Below are 20335 nucleotides of genomic sequence, written 5' to 3'. Positions count from 1 at the left end.
CCTAGAGTCCGCGTCATGCCCACCGCCCCCCGCCTGCCCTTCGACCCGATCGATCGCGCGGGCGACCTCTGGGAGGAGTACTTCGGCGACGCGACGGCCATGCGCCTGGCGACGTCGGTGATGCGGGTGCAGCAGCTGATGATCAGCGCGCTCGACGCCGCGCTGAAGCCCTTCGGGCTGACCTTCTCCCGCTACGAGGTGCTGGTGCTGCTGCACTTCAGCAACCGCGGGTCGCTGCCGCTGAGCAAGATCGGCGAGCGGCTGATGGTGCACCCCACCTCGGTGACGAGTGCGATCGACCGGCTGGAGGCGCAGGGCTACGTCGAGCGGGTCCCGGACGAGGACGACCGCCGTCGTACGCTCGCGCGGCTGACGCCCGCCGGCCGCGCCACGGTGAAGAAGGCGACCGACGCGGTCACCGCGATCGACTTCGCGATCACCGGCCTCACGCCCCGCCAGCAGGAGGACGCCTACCTGCTGCTGCGCCGGCTGCGCCGGTCCTCGGGCGACTTCCCGGACTGACGTCCGGCCCGACGCCCGCGAGCCTCGAGGCTTGCGGGCCGTGGCTGGTGGGTCCGGGGAAAGCGCAGGAGGGCCGCGCCTCGCGCAGCCCTCCTGGACGTCCGGCCCGGTCAGCCGTAGGTGTAGAACCCGCGGCCGACCTTGCGGCCGAGCAGGCCGGCCTCGACCATGCGGTTGAGCAGCGGCGGCGAGGAGTAGAGCGGCTCCTTGAACTCCTCGTAGAGCGACTCGGCGACGGCCTTGGTGGTGTCCAGGCCGATCAGGTCGGCGAGCGCCAGCGGGCCCTGCGGGTGCGCGGCGCCGAGCACGAGGCCCTGGTCGATGTCCTCGGCCGAGGCGAAGCCGGACTCGAACATCCGGATCGCCGAGAGGATGAACGGGATGAGCAGCGCGTTGACGACGAAGCCGGCGCGGTCCTGGCAGTCGATCGCGTTCTTGCCCAGGTCGTCCTGCACGAACGCGCGGGCGCGCTCGGTCGTCTCGTCGGCGGTCAGCAGCGACGGCACGAGCTCGACGAGCTTCAGCACCGGCACCGGGTTGAAGAAGTGCACGCCCAGCACCTGCGAGGGGCGCTTGGTCGCGACGCCGAGCTTCATGATCGGGATCGAGGAGGTGTTGGAGGCGAGGATCGCGTCGGGGTCGGTGACGACATNGTCGAGGCGGCGGAAGAGCTCGGTCTTGGCCTGCTCGTCCTCGACGATCGCCTCCACGACCAGCTGGCGGTCGGCGAGGTTCTCCAGGCCCTCCACGACGCGGATCCGGTCGAGGACCTCGGCGGCGGACTCGATCTTGCCGCGGCTCTCGGCGCGCTTGAGCGACGTCTCCAGGCGGTTGCGCGCGGCCTCGACGGCGGCGGCCGACGACTCCACGACCACCACGTCCTTGCCGGCGCGGGCGCTGACCTCGGCGATGCCCGACCCCATCAGTCCTCCGCCGACGACGCCGACCCGCTCGATGTCCGTCATTCCCGTCTCCGTTCGCTCGAATTACTAGGACGTCCTAGCAATCTACGCCGTCGGCCCGTCCGGGACGAGGGGCGACCCCACAAAGAAGGGGGCGGTGCGTTGTGGGCCGCGCGCAGCGCTCAGGCGTCGACGACGCGGTCGAGCCCGGCGACGATCGCCTCCGCCGTCCGCTCGACCATCGCCAGCACCTCGCGGAAGCCGGCGTCACCGCCGTAGTAGGGGTCCGGGACGTCGCCGGTCCCCTCCGGGTCGAAGTCGCGGAAGGCCCGCACCCGTGCCGGATCGGCGTCACCGCCGGCGCTGCCGGGGCCGAGGTCGCGCAGGTCGGCGAGGTTCTGGGCGTCCATCGCCAGCACGAGGTCGTGCTCGTCCAGCCACGCGGCGAGCACCTGCTGCGCGCGGTGGCGCGAGGCGTCGTACCCCTCGCTGGTGAGCAGGGCGGCAGCGCGCCGGTCCATCGGCTGGCCGACGTGCCAGTCGCCGGTGCCGGCGCTGACGACCTCCACCCGGTCGGCCAGGCCCGCGTCGGCGACGCGGGCGTTGAGGACCACGTCGGCCATGGGGGAGCGGCAGATGTTGCCGAGGCACACGACCGCGATGCGGTAGCGGCCGGGCGTGCGGGCAGGCGGCAGGCTCGGGGCGGTGCTCATCGCGGCCTCAGTCGTCGACGCCGACGATGGCGTCCAGGATCCAGGTGGTGATGCTGATGATGATCGAGCCCCACACCGCCGGCCAGAACCCGTCGACGTGGAAGCCGAGGTCCACCCCGTCGGCGAGCCACGCGGTGAGCTGCAGCAGCAGCGCGTTGATCACGACCAGGAACAGGCCCAGCGTGAGGAGGATGAACGGGATCGACAGGATCGTCAGCACCGGCTTCACGAACGCGGTGATGGCGCAGGAGATGAGGGCGACGACCACCAGGGGCACGATCTTGTCCTCGACCTCGGCGCTGCCGCGGGTGGCGCCCTCGAACCAGATCCCGTCGATGAGCTGGGCGGCCACCGCCAGCGCGGCGACGGTGATGGCCCAGCGCGAGAGGAACGCGATCATGCGTCCAGTCTGGCAGGCCGGGGTGCGCCGTCCGCCCACGGTCACTCGAGGTCGAGCGCCTCGATGATCTCGACCTCGGCGTCGTCGATGTGCTTGCGCAGGAACTCGTAGGCGCCGTCGGGGCCCTCGATCCGCTCGGCCTCCAGCAGCTCCACCAGGCCCTCGTGCGACTCCGCCTCGTCGTGGGCGTTGCGCTTGATCCGGTCGACCTGGGCGAGCGCGAGCTTGAGCTCGTCCATGAGGGCCTCGGCCATTTGCACCAGCCGTGGGCTGCCGGTGAGCTCCACGAGGGAGACGTGGAAGGAGAGGTGGCGCTCGTTGAGCTCCTCGTACGACGCCTCCCCGCCTCGGACCGCCGCCGTGTAGGACTCGAGGGTGTCGCGCACCCGCTGGCGTCGTACGACGTCGGCGGTGGTCCACGCCTGGACGCCGGCCCCCTCCAGCACCCACCGGGCGCGGCACACGTCGCGCACGGACTCGGCCCGCGGGGTCGCGACGCTCACCCCCCGGTTGGGCTCGCGGGTCGCCAGGCCCTCGGCGACGAGGACGGTCAGCGCCTCGCGCACGGTCGGCCGGGAGACCCCGAGCGACTCGGCCAGCGCGATCTCGCGCAGTGGGGTGCCGCTCTCCAGCTCCCCCTCGAAGACGGCCCGGCGCAGCTCGGCGGCCACCCGGGAGACCGTCGACGCGTGCTCGACGCTCAGCGTGGCGAACGCCTTGCGGGTGGCGGGGGCGGCGGGCATGCGGTCCATTCTGCCGCCTCGCCGGGAGCCGGGACCCGCGTGTCCGCGGTGCTTCCCGCCGGGCGCCGTCGGGGGCTATCCTGTCGGTTCTTGTCAGATTGTCGGACAATAGTGGTGCTGCCGGTTCCGGCAGCGCCGGCGAGCAGGAGTCCGGGAGCACCGGACCCGACGGACGTGACCGAGGAGGGGCTGATGGGCTCGACGCTGGAGTGGGGACGGCACTACGCGATGGTGGAGCCGTCGTCGTACCGGATCGACTACGCGATCAACCCCTACATGGACCCGGCGGTCCAGCCGGACCCGGTGCGGGCGCGCGACCAGTGGCAGCACCTGGCCGCGACGCTGCGCTCGCTCGGCGCCACCGTGGAGGAGGTGCCGGCGCTGCCGCAGGCGCCCGACATGGTCTACGCGATGAACCTCGGGCTGGTGGCGCTGCGCCCGGACCGGACCGGTTCGGGAGGGCGCTCCGTCGTGCTGTCGCACATGCGCCACCCGCAGCGCCGGGTCGAGACCCCCGCCGCCCGGGCCTGGTTCGAGGCGCAGGGCTTCACGCCGTCGTACGTCGGCCGCGAGGGGATCGGCGCGCACTTCGAGGCCGGCGACGCCTTCCCGTTCCGGGGCGACCTGGTCGTCGGGCACGGACCGCGCACCGACGAGCTCGCCCTGCGCCAGCTCGCCGGCGACCTCGGCGTGCGCGTGCGCGGCCTGCGGATCACCCATCCCGGGATGTACCACCTCGACCTCGCCTTCTGCCCCCTCGACGACGAGCACGCCCTGGTCTGCCCGGCCGCGTTCGACGACGAGTCGGCGCACCGGCTGCTCGACCTCGTCCCGCAGCCGGTGGTGCTCAGCGAGGAGGAGGCGATCGGCAGCTGGTGCGCCAACTCCGTCGTGGTCGGGCGGAGCGTGGTCATGCCGGGCTGCCCCGACCGGGTCCGGAGCCGGCTCGACGCGCTCGGCTTCGACGTCGTCCTCGTCGACGTCTCGGAGTTCCACCTCGGGGGAGGGTCGGTGCGCTGCCTGACCAACCCGCTCGACATCACGGTCGGGCGCGACCTCGAGCCGGTCACCGGCGGGCTGCTCCCCGGGCCGGACGCCGCCGCTGCCTGACCGGTCCGGCCGCGGCCCGGCACCGGGACGGATACGGTGTCCCACCGGAAGTCCCTCCCAGTGCCCAGGAGACCCGGTGACCGGTCCCACACCCAGCCAGCCCGGCTGGTACGACGACGGCGACGGCCGCGAGCGGTGGTTCGACGGCAACGCCTGGACCGACCACGTGCGCGGCGAGGTACGCCCGTCCCCCGAGGCGCAGGACGGGCAGGACGTGCCGAACGGGCAGACCGTCGTGGTCCCCGCCCCGCAGGACGCGCCCGGCCCGGTCCCGCCGGCGACCCAGCAGCTCCAGGTCGGCGGCGGCAAGGGCCTGCGGGTCACCATCGGCCTGCTCGGCGCCCTGGTGCTGGTGGCGGTCGCGGTGGTCGCGGTGCTGCTCGTGCTCGGCCGCGACGGCGACGACGCGGAGCCGGCGGTCGACGACACCTCGACCCCGGTGGAGCCCGAGCCCACCCCCGAGGACGCGCCCTCGTCGCTGGACCTGCCCACCATCGACCCCTCGGACTTCCCCTCGGACCTGCCCACGATCGACCCGACCGACTTCCCGAGCGAGCTGCCGACCGGCCTGCCGACGGACTTCCCGAGCGACTTCCTGTCCGATTTCCCGACCGACCCGGAGGACTTCGCCTCCTGGGCCTCCGAGCTGCTGGAGCCGTGATCCGATGAGCGACCCGAACCAGCCGTACGGCGCCGTACCGCCGAACCAGCCCCAGGGCCAGCCCCACGGCCAGCCCCAGGGCCAGCCGCCGGCCTTCCCGCCGCCGGGCTTCCCGCCCCCGGGCGCGGGCTACCCGCCGCCGGGCACCCCGGCACCGGGCAGCAGCACCGGCAAGGGCGCCGGGAACACCGTGCTGGTGGCGCTCCTGGTGCTCGGCCTCCTCGCGCTCGCCGGCGTCGTCGCCGGGCTCGTGCTCGTCACCCGGTAGCAGCGCGCCCGCCCGTCCCTAGGCTGTCCCCGTGCACGCGACCGCCCCCACTCCCGGCCCCGCCGCCGGGGGACCGCACGGTGGGCGGGCCACCCGGTGACGGTGCTGCGCGACTACGCCGCGAGCCTCTCCCAGCCGACGCTGGCCGGTGGGGCGGGAGGCGCGACGGGAGGCAGTGTCCGGTACGACGAGGTGGTTGGCCCCGACGGCTCGCTGCGCCCGCCGTGGAAGCGGCTCGCGGACGTCGCCACCCGGATCGACGCCGACGAGATGCGCCGCGTCGCCGGCGAGATCGCCCGCTTCCTCGAGGACGACGGCGTCACCTACTCCCGGCCCGGGCAGCGGCCGGTACGGTGGCGCCTGGACCCGGTGCCGCTGGTCGTCGACGGGGCGTCGTGGAAGCAGCTCGAGGTCGGCCTCGCCCAGCGCGCCGAGCTGCTCAACGCCCTGCTCGCCGACCTCTACGGCGAGCAGACCCTGCTGGCGGAGGGGATCGTGCCGCCCGCGGTCGTCCTCGGCCACCGCGGCTTCACCCGGGTCATGGCCCGCGCCTCGATGCACGACCCGCGCCCGCTGGTGCTCTCCGCGACCGACCTCGGCCGCGACCCCGACGGCACCTGGCGGATCCTCGGCGACCGCACCCAGGCGCCGTCGGGACTCGGCTACGCGCTCGAGAACCGTCGCGTGCTGAGCCGGGTGCAGCCCGAGCTCTACCGCGAGGCGGACCTGCACCGAATGGCGCCGTACCTCTGGGCGCTGCGCTCCGCGCTGCTCCAGTCCGCCGGCGGCGACCTGCCCGACCCGCGGGTCGTCGTGCTCAGCCCGGGACTGCACTCGGAGACCTACTACGACCAGGCCACGATCGCCGCCAACCTCGGCTTCCCGCTGGTGCAGGGCAGCGACCTCGTCGTCCGCGACGGCTGGGTGCTGATGAGGACGCCGCAGCGGCTCGAGCGGGTCGACGTCGTCCTGCGCCGCGTGGACGCGGCGTGGAGCGACCCGCTGGTGCTGCGCGGCGACTCGCAGCTCGGCGTCGCCGGCCTCGCCGAGGCGGTGCGACGCGGACGGGTCCGGGTCGTCAACACGCTCGGCGCCGGGGTGCTGGAGAACCCCGGCCTGCTGCCCTTCCTCCCGGCCGCGTGCGAGCACCTGCTCGGCGAGCAGCTGCGGCTGCCGTCGGTGGCGACGTGGTGGTGCGGTGACCCCGACGGGCTGGCCCACGTCCTGGACAACCTCGAGCACCTCGTCGTCCGCTCGATCGACGGCTCGGACCCGACCCTGGCGGGCGCCTCGCCGGAGCGGCTCCGGCTCACCGTGTCCGCCCGGCCGTGGTCGTTCGTCGGGCAGCAGCGGTTCCCGCTGTCGCAGTCGCCGACCTGGCGCGGGCGCACCGTCGAGCCGGCCGAGGTGGTGCTGCGGACCTTCACGCTCCGCTACGGGTCGGCGTACCGCCCGCTGCTGGGCGGCCTCGCGACCGCCCGCGACGGTGACACCACCGTCGCCAGCAAGGACGTGTGGATCCTCAAGGAGGACACGACGCAGCCCGACCAGGGCCTGACCGAGGTGCTGCCGATGACCGCCGTCCGGTCGCTCCCGGCGACGGTGCCGCGCGTGCTGGACGACATGTTCTGGTTCGGCCGCTACGGCGAGCGCTCCGAGGACGTGCTGCGGCTGGTGCTCGCCGCGCACGCGCTGGTCACCGACTACCGCACCCGGCCGCAGAGCACCGGCGGCCTGAGCCTCGAGGTGCTGATGTCCGCCGTGCACCGCCTGGCGGGCCGGGTCCACGAGGACGACGACGAGGACCTCCGCTCGGTCCTGCTCGACGAGGACCGCGTCGGCTCCGCCGCGCACTCGCTCGCGGGGCTCCGTGAGGCCCTGACCGGGGTGCGCGACCAGATGTCGGCCGACGCCTGGCGCGCGATGGGCTCGGTCGACCGCGCCCGCGTGGTGCTGCGGGCCTCGCGCCACAGCCACCAGGTCTCCGAGTCCGCCGGCCGCATGCTCACCGCGGTGCTGGCCCTGCAGGGCGTGACGGCCAGCATGATCCGCGACGCCGGCTGGCACATGGCCGCTGCCGGGCGCTACCTCGAGCGCGGGCTGCAGCTGTGCCACCTGCTGCGGCTGACCACCGAGCGTCGGGGCATGGACGTCGACCGGGAGGTCCTCACCGCCGTCCTCACCGCCGCCGAGAGCGCGGTCACCCACCGTCGCCGCTACCGCGACTACGTCCGCCCTGCCGGGGTCCTCGACCTGCTGCTGATGGACCCGGAGAACCCGCGCTCCCTGGTCTTCTCCCTGGACCGGCTGCGCGAGCACCTCTCGGCGCAGGCCGCGTCCACCGGCTCCACCCGCCCCGAGCGCCTGCTCGACGACCTCCTCGCCGAGGTCGAGGGCGCCGACGTGTCGGCACTCGTCGCGATCGGCGGCGAGCAGCGCCCGCACCTGGTGGTGTTCCTCGACGACGTCACCGCGCAGCTGGAGCGGGTCGCCGACGCGATCCGCGAGCTGCACCTGGCGACCGGCCCGCGGCCGCGCACCTTCGGCGTCCTGCCCACGCTGACGGGGGTGGCCACGTGACCCGCTACCTCGTCGAGCACCGCACCACCTACACCTACGACGACGACGTCACCGACAGCCTCGGGGTCGGCCACCTCGTCCCCCGCGAGCTGCCGTGGCAGCGCGTGGGTGCGTACGACGTCGAGGTCACCCCCGAGGCCGGGGATGCCAGCCGCGACGCGGACTTCTACGGCAACACCGTTGTCTACTTCCAGGTGACCACCCCGCACACCGAGCTGGCCGTCGTGGGCCGTGGTGAGGTCGAGGTGGTGCCGCCCGAGGTGGACACCGACGCCGAGGCACGGCCGTGGGAGCAGCTGCGCCCGCTCGCCGACCCGACCGCCCCCGGTGCGTGGCAGGCCACCGACTTCGCGCTGCCCAGCGCCGCCGTACCGCTGCACGCCGGCGCGCGGGACTACGCCGCCGCGTCCCTCACGCCGGGCCGTCCCGTGGGGGAGGCCGTCATGGACCTCGTCCACCGCATCCACGCGGACTTCGACTACGACCCGACGGCCACCACGGTGACCTCGACGGTCTCGGAGATCCTCGCCAAACGGGCGGGCGTCTGCCAGGACTTCGCCCACCTCACCCTGTCCGCGCTGCGCGCCCACGGCCTCGCCGCCCGCTACGTCAGCGGCTACCTCGCCACCGAGCCGCCGCCGGGCAGGGAGCGCATGGTCGGCGCCGACGCCTCGCACGCCTGGGTCGCGGTCTGGCTCGGCGGCGACGCCTGGCTCGCGGTCGACCCGACCAACGACCAGCGCCAGGACGAGCGCTACGTCACCCTGGCCTGGGGGCGCGACTACGGCGACGTGCCTCCGCTCAAGGGCGTGATCTTCACCGAGGCCACCTCGACCCGGCTCGACGTGTCCGTCGACGTCGCCCCGCTGCCTGCCGGCTGACCCCGGGCGACCAGAAACCGGGCCCCCAGATCGCTGACGCGGTGCCCGCGGTCCGCCTACGCTGGCCCCATGAGCCAGCCGCCGTACGGTGTCCCGCCTCAGCCCGGCCCCCAGCACGGAGGCCAGGGAGCCCCGCCGCCGCCCGCCTACCTGGGTGGGGGCGCGCCCGCGCCGCAGCCCGGCCAGCCGCCGGCGTACGGCGCCCCCGCGCCCGCCGGGCCTGCCGGTCTCGGAGGTCCCGGCCTGCCGCCGCCCCCGTCGAGCGACAAGCGCACCATCGGCTTCTGGATGGGCCTGCTGACCGCCATCGTCCTCGTCGGGATGGTCGTGGTGGTCTGGCTCGTCACGGCGAACAACTGAGCGGCGGGGCGCCCCGCGTGCGCGCCTTCTCCTGCCGTGCCTGCGGCAGCCCGCTCTTCTTCGAGAACTCCACCTGCGTCACCTGCGGCAGCACCCTCGGCTTCTTCCGTCCCGAGCACGACATCGTGCCGCTCGACCCCGACCACCGCTACGTCGACGCCGACGGCCTCGTCTGGCACCGCTGCCGCAACTTCGACCTCTCCGGCTGCACCTGGCTCGCTCGGCTCGAGGGCGGCCAGTGCTCGGCCTGCGACCACACCCGCACCCGCCCCAACGACCACGACGCGCAGGGGATGGCCCAGCTGCCCACGGCGGAGGCGGCCAAGCGGCACCTGCTGGTCGAGCTCGACCGCCTCGGCTTCGACGTCAGCGGGCTGGTCTTCGACATGCTCAGCAGCGTCGGCGAGGACGTCGTGATCGGGCACGCGGACGGAGTGATCACCATCGACCTGGCCGAGTCCGACGACGCCCGCCGCGAGCGGGTCAGGGTGCAGCTCGGCGAGCCCTACCGCACGATGCTGGGCCACCTGCGCCACGAGGTCGGGCACTTCGTCCAGGCGCGGCTGGTCACCGAGGAGCACCCCGAGCGGCTGGCGCGCTGCCGTGAGCTCTTCGGTGACGAGACCGCCGACTACCAGGCCGCGATCGACCGCCACTACGCCGACGGCCCGCCCGTCGGATGGGAGGCGTCGTACCTCTCCGCCTACGCGACCATGCACCCCTTCGAGGACTTCGCGGAGACCTTCGCCCACCACCTGCACATCGCCGACACATGCGAGACCGCCGCGGCGTACGGCCTGACCACCGCCGACGTCACCGGGCACGACGCCTTCCGCGACCTCGTCCGCGAGGTGTGGGTCCCGCTGTCGGTCGCGCTCAACCAGGTGAACCGGTCGATGGGCAAGGACGACCTCTACCCGTTCGTGATCCCGCCGCCGGTCCTCGGCAAGCTCGACTTCGTCGCCGCGCTCGGCGCGGCCGGGTGACGCCGGTGGCGGCACTGGCCGGGCGTCGTACGGCGCTGGCCGTGGGCGTGGTCGTGCTGGCCGTCGCAGCCGGCGTGGTCGCACTCGTGCTGGCGCTGCGCGGCCCCGGCCCGGCGGACGTCGCCGAGGACTACCTGCGCGCGCAGTGGCGCGGCGACTGGCACACCCAGTGCGACCTGGCCACCGCGCAGTGGCGCGACGCCCAGCTCTACGGCGCGCACCCGTTCGCCGACTGCGCGGAGTACGCCGGCGCCGCCGAGCAGGCGGGCTCCGACAACCCCTTCCTCGCCTTCGCCGACGACACCGACGTCCGGGTCACCGTCGAGGTGCTCAACGACGACGACGGCCGGGTGCGGGTCGAGTACCTCGTCGAGCTCGACTACCACGGCGCGGACCGGGCCGGCTTCGACGAGCTGTGGCAGGGCGCCGGGAGCTACGACCGCGGCACGGTCGAGCTGCTGGAGGTCGAGGGCGACTGGCGGATTGCCGGGGTCGACGCGGGTTGAGCCCCCGGCGGACGGGGCACAGTGGCATGATGTCCGCCCGTATCCACGGCCCGAGGGCGGACGCACCGCTCGCACCACGAGGAGTTCCGCATGTCCGACCCGAACCAGCCCACGACCCCTCCCGGGTGGTACCCCGACGGCCAGGGCGGCGAGCGCTGGTGGGACGGCACGCAGTGGACCGAGCACACCCGTCCGGGTGACGGTGGCGCTGCCGGCCAGTCCGGCCAGTCCGGCCCGTCCGGCCCGTCGGCCCCGCAGTCGCCGGGCCTGCCCGACGACCAGGCGACCGTCGTCGCCCCCAACCGGGCCGCGGACTTCAACCAGGGTGGCGCGCAGGGCTACGGCCAGCCCGCGCAGCAGCCGGCCCAGCAGCCGTGGCAGCAGGGCCAGCAGGCCTGGGGACAGCCCGGACAGGGCGGCCAGTACGGCCAGCCCGGCCAGCCCGGCCAGCACGGTGGTCAGTACGGCCAGCCCGGCCAGCAGGGTCAGTACGGCCAGCCGGCCGGCGGCTACGGCCAGCCGGGGTACGGCCAGCCCGGCTACGGCCAGCCGCCCGCGGGCGGCACGAAGGGCAAGGGCAAGCTCTTCGCGATCATCGGCGGCGCGGTCGCCGCGCTCGTCGTGCTGGTGATCGTCCTGGTCCTCGTCGTCGGCTCCCTCGGCGGCAGCAGCCCCGCGGACGTGCTCGAGGACTACCTCACCGCGCAGTCGGAGGCCGACATCGAGAAGCTCTGCGACCTCTCCACCAAGGACAAGCAGGAGGAGGAGTTCGCCGAGTACGAGGTCGACAGTTGCGGCGAGTACGTCGACGAGGCCCAGGCCGACATCGACGACTCGTTCAAGGAGTTCGAGGAGTTGACCGGCGTCTCGTTCGAGGACTTCCGCAAGGACTTCGACTACGAGGTCGAGGCCGGCGACGTGGAGGAGGACGGCGACACCGCACGCGTCGACTGGACCTCCACCGCCGAGTACACCGGCGACAACGACAAGGCCCTCGAGGCCCTCGGCGGCGAGAAGACCGAGGAGGACGAGGGCACCGCGCTCCTGTGCAAGGAGGACGGTGACTGGAAGGTCAAGGACGACAAGGCCGACGACGACGACGAGTGCTGACCGGGTCCTCGTCGAGCGACTGATCGGCTGACTCGTCCGTGCGCTCCTTCTCGGTCCTCGTCCTCGTCGTCCTCGCGACCCTCCTCGCGCCCCTGGCGATCGCCACCACGTGGGTGACCGCGCGCGTCGACGACCGCCAGGAGTACGTCGACACCGTCGGTCCGCTGGCCGACGACCCCGACGTGCGGAGCGTGATGGCGGACGCCGCCTCGGCGGCCGCGGTCGACGCGCTCCAGCAGTACGTCCCGGTCGGCCTGCCGTCCGCGGTCGAGAAGTGGGCGCGCGCCGCGGCCGGGCAGGTCGTCGAGAGCCCCGACTTCCCGTCCTTCTGGCGCACGGCCAACCGCGACCTCCACGGCGACGTCATCGCCCTCCTGGAGGACCCGGGCGCCGACACCAGCGGGATGCTGACCGTCGACGCCAGCCCGCTGGTGGCGCAGGTGCTGCTCGTGCTCGAGGAGCGCGGCATCCCCGTCGGGCTGCTGCCCGTCGTGCCGCTCGACGTGCCCGTCGTCGAGCGGGCCAAGGTCGCCGAGGCCGGCCCGACCTACCGCACGACCCATGACGCGGCCGGCTGGCTGCCCCTCGCCTGGGCGGTGCTGGCCGGGCTGGCCGTCCTGCTCGCGCGCGGGTGGCGCGGCCGGGTCCGCACCGCCGGCCTCGCGCTGCTCGGCGGCGCGCTCGGCGCGGGCCTCGTGGTGCTCGCCGTCGGTCCGCTCACGGACCTCGGCGTCGAGCGCGCCGAGGTCGACAACCAGGCGATGGTGCGCGTGATGCTCGACGCCGTGCTGGGTTCGCTGTCGCCGTACGCGCGGACCTTCCTGCTCGCCGCACCGGTCGGTGCCGTGCTGGTGGCGGCGTCGCTGTGGCCGCGCCGCGAGCGGTACGTCGAGGAGGCGCCCGACTGGGCGCACGAGCCGCTGCCGCGCTGACGCGCGAGCCTTGCCCCGCGCTGCGGCGTGCCGGGTATCGTTGCTGGCAAGTGGCCCGGATCACAGTCACGCCACCCCTGTGACGCCCGAGCGGGCCGCAGCGACGACCCCGATCCGGGCCGCGGCGACCCCGCAGGCGCGGAGGCAAGGAGTGGTGATGACCGATCCCGTCTTCGGACCGGCCCCCGAGCAGGCTGCCGACCCGGAGCTCGTGCAGCTCCTGACCCCCGAGGGCGAGCGGGTCCACCACCCCGCCTTCGACCTCGACTTCTCCGCCGACCAGCTGCGCGGCTTCTACCGCGACATGGTGCTGGTGCGGCGCCTCGACATCGAGGCGACCGCGCTGCAGCGCCACGGCGAGCTCGGCCTGTGGGCCCAGCTCCTCGGCCAGGAAGCCGCCCAGATCGGCGCCGGCCGGGCTTTGCGCCCGCAGGACTTCGTGTTCCCGACCTACCGCGAGCACGGCGTCGCCTGGTGCCGCGGCGTCGACCCGGTCCAGCTGCTCGGCCTCTTCCGCGGTGTCGACCAGGGCAGCTGGGACCCCAACGAGCACAACTTCGCGCTCTACACGATCGTCATCGGTGCGCAGACCCTGCACGCGACCGGCTACGCCATGGGCGTGCAGCGCGACGGGGCCGTGGGCACCGGCGACCCCGACCGCGACACCGCTGTCGTCGCGCACTTCGGTGACGGCGCCTCGTCGCAGGGCGACGTCAACGAGGCGTTCGTCTTCGCGGCGTCCTACAACGCGCCCGTCGTGTTCTTCTGCCAGAACAACCAGTGGGCGATCTCCGAACCCTTCGAGCGCCAGTCCCGCATCCCGCTCTACCGCCGCGCCCACGGCTTCGGCTTCCCCGGCGTGCGCGTCGACGGCAACGACGTCCTCGCGACGTACGCCGTCATGCAGGCCGCGTTGCAGCGGGCGCGGGAGGGCCAGGGGCCGACCTTCGTCGAGGCCTACACCTACCGGATGGGCGCGCACACCACGACCGACGACCCGACCCGCTACCGGCTCAGCAACGACGTCGAGCGGTGGAAGCTCAAGGACCCGATCGCCCGCGTCGAGGCCTACCTGCGCCGCAACGGGCTGGCCGACGACGCCTTCGTCGCGGAGGTCGCGCAGGAGGCCGACGTGCTCGGCGAGCGGATGCGTCGCGAGTGCCACGCGCTGCCCGACCCCGCACCGCGCGACATCTTCTCGCGGGTCCACGTCGAGCAGACGCCCGAGCTGGCGGCCCAGCAGGCGGCGTACGACGCCTGGGTGGCGTCCTTCGAGGAGGTCGGCTGACATGACGACGATGACCCTGGCCAAGGCGCTCAACGCCGGGCTGCGCAAGGCGATGGAGGACGACGACAAGGTCCTCGTCATGGGCGAGGACGTCGGCACGCTCGGTGGCGTCTTCCGGATCACCGACGGCCTGCAGAAGGACTTCGGCGAGGACCGGGTGATCGACACCCCGCTCGCCGAGTCCGGCATCGTAGGCACCGCCGTCGGCCTGGCCATGCGCGGCTACCGCCCGGTGGTGGAGATCCAGTTCGACGGCTTTGTCTACCCCGCCTACGACCAGATCGTGTGCCAGGTCGCCAAGCTGCACTTCCGCAGCCAGGGCCGCGTGCACGTGCCGATGGTCATCCGGATCCCGTTCGGCGGGGGCATCGGTGCCGTCGAGCACCACAGCGAGTCGCCCGAGGCCCAGTTCGTGCACACGCCCGGGCTCAAGGTGGTCGCCTGCTCCAACCCGGCGGACGCCTACGCGATGATCCAGCAGGCGATCCACTCCGACGACCCGGTCGTCTTCCTCGAGCCGAAGCGGCTCTACCACTCGGCGAAGGCCGACGTCGACGAGTCCGCGCCGCCCGCGCCGCTGTGGCAGTCGCGCGTCGTGCGCCCTGGCAGCGACGTCACCCTGGTCGGCTACGGCCCGACCGTGTCCACCTGCCTGGACGCCGCCACCGTCGCCGCGGAGGAGGGCCGCTCCGTCGAGGTGATCGACCTGCGCACCCTCTCGCCGCTCGACCTGGTGCCGGTGCAGGAGTCGGTGCGGCGCACCGGCCGCCTCGTCGTCGTGCACGAGGCGCACGTGACCCTCGGCGTCGGTGCGGAGGTCGCGGCCCGCGTCACCGAGGAGTGCTTCCACTCCCTCGAGGCACCGGTCCTGCGCGTCGGCGGCTACGACACGCCGTACCCGCCCGCGCGGATCGAGGACGCCTTCCTGCCTGACCTGGACCGCGTGCTCGACGCCGTCGACCGCACCTTCGCCTACTGAGGAGGGACGACCGATGACCCAGTCCGCCCCGAGCACCGCCCCGTCCGCTGCCCAGGAGTTCCGGCTCCCCGACGTCGGCGAGGGCCTCACCGAGGCCGACATCGTCGCCTGGCGGGTGAAGGTGGGCGACACCGTCGCCGTCAATGACGTCGTCGTCGAGATCGAGACCGCCAAGTCCGTCGTCGAGCTGCCCTCCCCGTACGCCGGAGAGGTGCTGGCCCTGCTCGTCGCGGAGGGGGAGACCGTCGAGGTCGGCACCCCCATCATCCGCATCGGCGAGCCGGGGGCTGCTCCCGCTGCTGCGGAGCCCGCTGCCCCGGTGACCGAGCCGGCGACCGAGCCGGCGGCCGAGCCGGTGACGCAGGCCGCCGAGGCGCCTGCCCCGTCCGCTTCGTCGGGGCCGGAGGTCATCGACACCAACGTCCCGCCGACCGGGCAGGCCACGCTCGTCGGCTACGGACCGAAGCAGCGTGCGCTCAAGCGCCGGGCCCGCAAGGGCGCGACGACCGACCCGACGGCCGCTCCGGCCGAGGCGCTCTCACCCGCCGCGACCGACCCCGCGCTGGAGGAGCCGGCCACCCCGGCCCGGCCGCCCCGCGCGCTGGCCAAGCCGCTCGTGCGCCGGCTGGCCCGCGACCTCGGCGTCGACCTCACCACGCTCACCCCCACCGGCCCCCGGGGCACGGTCAGCAAGGAGGACGTCCTCGCCGCCGCCGGCGGCACCGCGTCCGGGCAGGCCGCCCGGGTCGCACCGCCGGCCGTGGCCGCCGACCCCGCCGGCCGCGAGACCCGCGAACCGGTCAAGGGCGTGCGCAAGCAGATGGCCGCCGCGATGGTCGCCTCCGCGTACTCCGCGCCGCACGTCACCGAGTGGGTCACCGTCGACGCGACGGCGACCGTGGACCTGGTCGCCCGGTTGCAGGAGCGCCCGGAGCTGCGGGACGTGAAGGTCAGTCCGCTGCTGGTGATCGCCCGCGCCTGCCTGCTCGCGCTGCGTCGTACCCCGCTGGTGAACTCGACGTGGGACGAGGCCGCCCAGGAGGTCGTGGTCAAGCACTACGTCAACCTCGGCATCGCCGCCGCCACCCCGCGCGGCCTGGTGGTGCCCAACATCAAGGACGCACACGAGCTGTCGCTCGTCGACCTCGCCGGCGCGCTCGACGAGCTGGTCACCACCGCCCGTGCCGGTCGCTCGCAGCCGGCCGACCTCGCCGGCGGCACCTTCACGATCACCAACGTCGGCGTGTTCGGCGTCGACGGCGGCACACCGATCATCAACCCCGGCGAGTCCGCGATCCTGTGCCTCGGCGCGATCCGGAAGCAGCCCTGGGTCGTCGACGACGAGGTCGTGCCCCGCCACGTGATGACCCTGTCGCTGTCCTTCGACCACCGCCACATCGACGGCGCCACCGGCTCCCGCTTCCTCGCCGACGTCGCCGGCCTGGTCAGCGACCCCGCCACCGCCCTCCTCTTCTGACCCGAACCGTCGAGACGTCACTTGTGGCGGGTCGAGACGTCAGTTCCGGCGCGTTGAGGCGTCAGTTCCGGCGCGTTGAGGCGTCAGCAATGGCCCGTCGGGACGTCACTGACCAGTCAACCGGCCGTACGTGACCACTCGACGCGCCAGAACTGACGCTTCGACGGGCCACGAGTGACGTCTCGACGAGCCACAGGTGACGTCTCGACGGGGCTGGGGATGACGGAGCGCGGGGGAGCGGGGGAGCAGGTAGAACGGGGTGGTGCCCGGCGGCCTGCGTGAACCACCCGACCAGATCGGTCCCTACCGTCTGGTGCGGCGGTTGGGGCAGGGCGGCATGGGTGCGGTGTACGACGCCGTCGACACCGCGCTCGACCGGCGGGTCGCGGTGAAGGTGGTCCTGCCGGCGCTCCTCGACGACCCGGGGCTGCGGCAGAGGTTCGGCCAGGAGGCACGGCTGCAGGCGTCACTCGACTCCCCGCACGTGGTGCGGGTGCTCGCGCACGGCGAGGCCGACGGGTGGCCCTACCTGGTCACCCCGCTGGTGCCCGACGGCGACCTCGGGCGGCACCTGCGCCGGCACGGCCCGCTGCCGGAGGTGGCGGCACTGGAGCTCGTCGCGCAGGTCGCCGACGGGCTCGCTGAGGCACACCGGGCCGGGCTGGTGCACCGCGACGTCAAGCCGTCCAACGTGCTGCTCCGGCACCGCGGCACCGACACCCTCGCGCTGCTGTCGGACTTCGGGATCGCGACACCGATCCGCGACGGCGGTGTCGCGGAGGGTGTTGCGGATGGTGTCGCGGACGACGTGCGCGCCCTCGGACGGCTGCTCGAGGCCACCCTCGGCGGACCGCTGGGCCGTCGTCTGGGAGCCGCGCTCGACGCGGCCCGGTCGGCCGCCGAGGTCCGCGACCTCCTGCGCACCGCCGCAGCGCGCACCGACCGCTCCCGGTTGCGCGGGCACCGCACCACCCACCTGCGCCCCCGCCACGGTCGGTGGGTGGTCGGAGCAGCCGCAGCAGCCGCCGTCGTGGCTGTGGTCGTGCTCGTGGCACCACCCGCGGAGGGTCCGGGCGAGCGGACCGCGGAGCCGGTCGTCGACCAGGTCACCCGGACGCTCCGGTCGGGCGGGCTGCAGCGTCCGGCCGCCGAGTGCACCGCGCAGGCCCTGGTCACCGAGCACGGGCCCGCCGCCGCGGAGCACCTCGCTGCGCCCCGGCCGGACCCCCACCTCACCTCCGCCGCGCTGGACGCGGCCGTCCGGTGCCTCTGGACCCGGTGAGCGGGGACTGGCCGCGGGTCGGGGTGCTCAGCCGTCGGCCAACCGGACCAGCCCCACGATCGTCGCGACGTAGAGCGCGCCGTCCGGCCCGAGGTAGATCGACGCGTAGTGGTTGTTCCACTGGATGCCGGTGCCGGTGAGCCGGCTCCAGCGGGTCTCGCCGGTGCGGATGTCGATGGCGGTGACGTACCAGGCGTCGAGGAGGTCCTTGCGTGGCGGCTTGGAGTACACGTAGACGAGGCCGTTGCCCAGGGAGGCCTTCGGCACCGACGACGGCGCGACGGTCGGGTTGGTCCACGCCACGCGGCAGCCGCCCTCCTCGACGAGCACCCGCGAGACACCGGGCGTCGTCGAGCGGCCGAGCAGCGTCGACTGGATCCCGGCGTACCCGAAGTTGTTCTCGATGATGAGCGAGCTCCCGGCCGCGACCAGGCTGTTCTCCGTCGTGCTAGCGCCGGTGGAGAGCACCGGCACGGAGCAGTGCTCGCGGTCGGCGACCCCCTTGCGACGGTCGTAGACGATGACGTGGCTCTGGGGGTCGGCGTTGTCGGCGATGGCGATCCAGCGCTCGCCGATCAGGGTGGGCGACGTGCCCGACCCCTGGGAGAGCATCCCCGGCTTCACCCGCGTGCCGCGGTCGTAGGGGATGGCCCAGGTGACCTCGGGGGTGCCGTCGGCCGCCGCGTCGAGCCGGTAGGTCTGGTGCGTCGAGACGAGGTAGACGCCACCGGTCTCGTCGACGGAGATGGAGTTGTAGATCTCCTCGCCCTCGGGCAGGTCGAGCGCGCGGACGGCGCCGGTGCCCCGGTCGAGCGTGCCGACCGTGCCCTGCTGGCTGAACCACCAGACGCGGCCCGCCCAGTCGACGCCGGTGGCCACCAGGCAGTCGCCGGCGGCGAGGTGCGCGGCCAGCGGCCAGGTCCGGCCCCGGGCCAGCCCGCCGCCGGCGGTCACCTGCACCTCGGCGATGGCGCCGGTGGTGGTCGTCGCGTAGGCGCGGTCCTGGCCGTCGAGGAAGAAGTACGTGCCGCCGCACAGGTCGGTGAACGGGTTCGCGGCCTTGCTGAAGTCGCGCGCCGACAGCTGGAACTGGGAGAGGGCGCGCAGAGTCACGGGGTCGATGACCATCATCGTGAAACCCTCGAGCCCGCCGCACAGCCCGACGATCCGGCCCTTCGAGTCGAACGCGATCGTGGCGCACTCGCGGATGCCGTACGACGCCGTGCGCATCGTCAGCGCACGCCCGGTCGGCCCGGACTGGGTGTAGGCGTCGGTGCTGTAGGGGTCGTTGTGCATGCTGCTGCGACCGTTCGGCGCCAGCCAGGGGTTCTGCGGGACCGGCGGCGCCGCCAGCGGCTGCGGCGCCACCGCGCTGCCGGTGAACCGCGGCACCAGCAGGTCGGTCGGCAACGGCGGGATCGGCAGGCCGGGGATGGTCGGCAGGGCCGGGAGGCCGGGCAGGGCCGGGCCGTCGTCGGCGGCCGCGGGGCCCGACGGGAGGCTGCCGAGCGTCAGGGCGAGGGCACCGGCGGCGAGGGCGGCGACGATGCGGCCTGGGGAGCGGAGGCGCATCCCCGGAGGGTAGAACGCGTTCCACTGCTTGGGAAGGGTGCGGTTCCGTCGGTCGCGGCCCGGTCACCCGACCCGGCCCGGCTCACGACCCGGCGTGGTGGAAGCGGGTGTAGTCGCGGGCGCGGTGGAGCAGGGATGCGTGCAGCGAACGCACGGTGGTGGGCGGCTGCACGCCCTCGCGCAGGCAGGCGAGCAGGGTGACGGTCGGGATCGCGCCGGCGAGCGGGCGCGCGGTGACCTGGCCGCTGCGTTGGAGCGGGTGTCCGGCGACGGTGAAGTCGGGCAGCAGGGTGAACCCGATGCCCTGGGCGACGAGCGCCTTGCCGAGCTCGGCGCCGTCCGCGGTGTAGCTCACCGGCGGCATCGCGGCACCGAACCAGCGGTGCGCGAACCGGTTCATCAGGTAACCCGGCCGCATCTCCACGAAGGGCTCGGCGCGCAGGTCCTCCGGGACCAGGGGCGAGTCGCCGTCGGCGAGGGGGCTGGCGGAGGGCAGCACGGCGACGGGCACCCCGTGGATCAGCTCGGAGCGCTGCACCGCCGGTGGCACGTCGTCCCCCTCGAGCGCGTTGATCAGGCCGATGTCGAGTGCGCCGGCGGCGAGCTCGGCGAAGATCTCCGCCTGCTGCATGTTGCGCAGCTCCACCGCGACGTCGGGGTGCTCCGCGCGGAACGCACGGACGGCCGGGATGAGCAGGGTCGAGCTGGCTGCCTGCACCGTGCCGACGTGGATGACGCGGGCCACCGCGCTCTCGTCCCTGGCGCCGGCGCGCAGCCGCTGGACGGCCTAGAGGTCGGCGGGGTTCTTGCGGCCGCTGTAGCCGACGCTGCTCAGCCAGGCCGCCAGCCGCTTCACGCTGAGCCAGTCGGCGCGTTCCTGGGAGTCGAAGCGGGCCAGGAACCGCAGGCTGATCTGGGAGTCCAGGTCCTTGAAGAGACCCACNGCGCCGGGGAACGCGGCCTGCAGGTGGGCGCGCAGCTGGTTGCACAGCGCGACGCGGTGCTTGACCAGTTCGCGGCGGGCCCGGACGGTGGCGCGCAGGGTCTTGGTGGCTTCGCTGTC

The 20335-nt window shown here is 73.9% G+C and carries 21 protein-coding genes; 15 read left to right on the top strand and 6 right to left on the bottom strand.

From position 1 onward, the window contains the following. The first annotated feature begins 15 nt into the window (after positions 1-15). Positions 16-522, top strand: a complete 507-nt coding sequence (locus tag NOCJ54_RS0103785) for a MarR family winged helix-turn-helix transcriptional regulator (protein WP_028654409.1) — start codon at positions 16-18, stop codon at positions 520-522. Between the two features lie 110 nt (positions 523-632). Here the strand turns inward: NOCJ54_RS0103785 and NOCJ54_RS0103780 are convergent, their stop codons facing one another. The 4 genes from NOCJ54_RS0103780 to NOCJ54_RS0103765 all read right to left on the bottom strand — a co-directional run bounded on the left by NOCJ54_RS0103780 (position 633) and on the right by NOCJ54_RS0103765 (position 3280). Beyond that, on the bottom strand, positions 633-1487 hold the full coding sequence (locus tag NOCJ54_RS0103780) for a 3-hydroxybutyryl-CoA dehydrogenase (protein ID WP_028654408.1): 855 nt from the start codon (positions 1485-1487) through the stop codon (positions 633-635). 119 nt (positions 1488-1606) lie between these two features. Next, positions 1607-2137: a low molecular weight protein-tyrosine-phosphatase gene (locus NOCJ54_RS0103775; RefSeq protein ID WP_036516764.1), complete on the bottom strand. Its 531-nt coding sequence runs from the start codon at positions 2135-2137 to the stop codon at positions 1607-1609. Between the two features lie 7 nt (positions 2138-2144). Continuing rightward, positions 2145-2537 (bottom strand): phage holin family protein, encoded by a 393-nt coding sequence (locus NOCJ54_RS0103770; protein WP_028654406.1) that lies wholly within the window; start codon positions 2535-2537, stop codon positions 2145-2147. A 41-nt stretch (positions 2538-2578) separates the two neighbouring features. Beyond that, positions 2579-3280 carry a GntR family transcriptional regulator gene (locus NOCJ54_RS0103765; RefSeq protein WP_051485478.1) on the bottom strand — a complete coding sequence of 234 codons (702 nt, stop codon included), beginning with the start codon at positions 3278-3280 and terminating at the stop codon, positions 2579-2581. Between the two features lie 192 nt (positions 3281-3472). Here NOCJ54_RS0103765 and NOCJ54_RS0103760 point away from each other — a divergent pair, with 192 nt between their 5' ends. From NOCJ54_RS0103760 to NOCJ54_RS28010, 14 genes are all read left to right on the top strand, one after another. After that, positions 3473-4390: a dimethylarginine dimethylaminohydrolase family protein gene (locus tag NOCJ54_RS0103760; RefSeq protein ID WP_028654404.1), complete on the top strand. Its 918-nt coding sequence runs from the start codon at positions 3473-3475 to the stop codon at positions 4388-4390. A gap of 76 nt (positions 4391-4466) precedes the next feature. Continuing rightward, on the top strand, positions 4467-5051 hold the full coding sequence (locus tag NOCJ54_RS28020; protein ID WP_051485448.1) for a DUF2510 domain-containing protein: 585 nt from the start codon (positions 4467-4469) through the stop codon (positions 5049-5051). A 4-nt stretch (positions 5052-5055) separates the two neighbouring features. Beyond that, entirely contained in the window at positions 5056-5319 is a 264-nt protein-coding gene (locus NOCJ54_RS23715) for a hypothetical protein (protein ID WP_051485447.1), read from the top strand. Between the two features lie 96 nt (positions 5320-5415). After that, positions 5416-7899, top strand: a complete 2484-nt coding sequence (locus NOCJ54_RS23710; RefSeq protein WP_036516762.1) for a circularly permuted type 2 ATP-grasp protein — start codon at positions 5416-5418, stop codon at positions 7897-7899. After that, positions 7896-8780 carry a transglutaminase family protein gene (locus tag NOCJ54_RS0103740; RefSeq protein ID WP_028654403.1) on the top strand — a complete coding sequence of 295 codons (885 nt, stop codon included), beginning with the start codon at positions 7896-7898 and terminating at the stop codon, positions 8778-8780. The genes NOCJ54_RS23710 and NOCJ54_RS0103740 overlap by 4 nt, the downstream gene beginning before the upstream one ends. A gap of 69 nt (positions 8781-8849) precedes the next feature. Further along, positions 8850-9140 carry a hypothetical protein gene (locus NOCJ54_RS0103735; RefSeq protein WP_028654402.1) on the top strand — a complete coding sequence of 97 codons (291 nt, stop codon included), beginning with the start codon at positions 8850-8852 and terminating at the stop codon, positions 9138-9140. A 17-nt stretch (positions 9141-9157) separates the two neighbouring features. Next, entirely contained in the window at positions 9158-10126 is a 969-nt protein-coding gene (locus tag NOCJ54_RS0103730) for a zinc-binding metallopeptidase family protein (protein WP_028654401.1), read from the top strand. Between the two features lie 5 nt (positions 10127-10131). After that, positions 10132-10632 (top strand): hypothetical protein, encoded by a 501-nt coding sequence (locus NOCJ54_RS0103725; protein WP_157514779.1) that lies wholly within the window; start codon positions 10132-10134, stop codon positions 10630-10632. A gap of 90 nt (positions 10633-10722) precedes the next feature. After that, a complete protein-coding gene (locus NOCJ54_RS28015; RefSeq protein WP_051485446.1) occupies positions 10723-11742 on the top strand; it encodes a DUF2510 domain-containing protein in 1020 nt (339 codons plus the stop codon). A 38-nt stretch (positions 11743-11780) separates the two neighbouring features. Continuing rightward, a complete protein-coding gene (locus tag NOCJ54_RS0103715; protein ID WP_028654399.1) occupies positions 11781-12674 on the top strand; it encodes a hypothetical protein in 894 nt (297 codons plus the stop codon). A 157-nt stretch (positions 12675-12831) separates the two neighbouring features. Further along, positions 12832-13962, top strand: coding sequence for a pyruvate dehydrogenase (acetyl-transferring) E1 component subunit alpha (gene pdhA / locus NOCJ54_RS0103710; RefSeq protein WP_036516761.1), 1131 nt, complete (start codon positions 12832-12834; stop codon positions 13960-13962). A gap of 1 nt (position 13963) precedes the next feature. Beyond that, a complete protein-coding gene (locus tag NOCJ54_RS0103705; RefSeq protein WP_028654397.1) occupies positions 13964-14941 on the top strand; it encodes an alpha-ketoacid dehydrogenase subunit beta in 978 nt (325 codons plus the stop codon). Positions 14942-14954: 13 nt separating this feature from the next. After that, a complete protein-coding gene (locus NOCJ54_RS0103700; protein WP_028654396.1) occupies positions 14955-16418 on the top strand; it encodes a dihydrolipoamide acetyltransferase family protein in 1464 nt (487 codons plus the stop codon). Positions 16419-16677: 259 nt separating this feature from the next. Further along, the gene (locus tag NOCJ54_RS28010; protein ID WP_332248984.1) at positions 16678-17700 is read left to right on the top strand and encodes a serine/threonine-protein kinase; all 1023 of its coding nucleotides are present in this window, start codon (positions 16678-16680) and stop codon (positions 17698-17700) included. A 27-nt stretch (positions 17701-17727) separates the two neighbouring features. On the opposite strand, the gene NOCJ54_RS0103690 is transcribed toward NOCJ54_RS28010, so the two are convergent. Continuing rightward, positions 17728-19272, bottom strand: coding sequence for a hypothetical protein (locus NOCJ54_RS0103690; RefSeq protein ID WP_028654395.1), 1545 nt, complete (start codon positions 19270-19272; stop codon positions 17728-17730). 82 nt (positions 19273-19354) lie between these two features. Then, positions 19355-20017, bottom strand: coding sequence for a substrate-binding domain-containing protein (locus NOCJ54_RS0103685; RefSeq protein WP_028654394.1), 663 nt, complete (start codon positions 20015-20017; stop codon positions 19355-19357). Positions 20018-20335: the final 318 nt, after the last annotated feature.

The sequence above is a fragment of the Nocardioides sp. J54 genome (assembly GCF_000519005.1).
GTDB lineage: Bacteria > Actinomycetota > Actinomycetes > Propionibacteriales > Nocardioidaceae > Nocardioides.
This window is presented reverse-complemented; position numbering and strand designations above follow the sequence as displayed.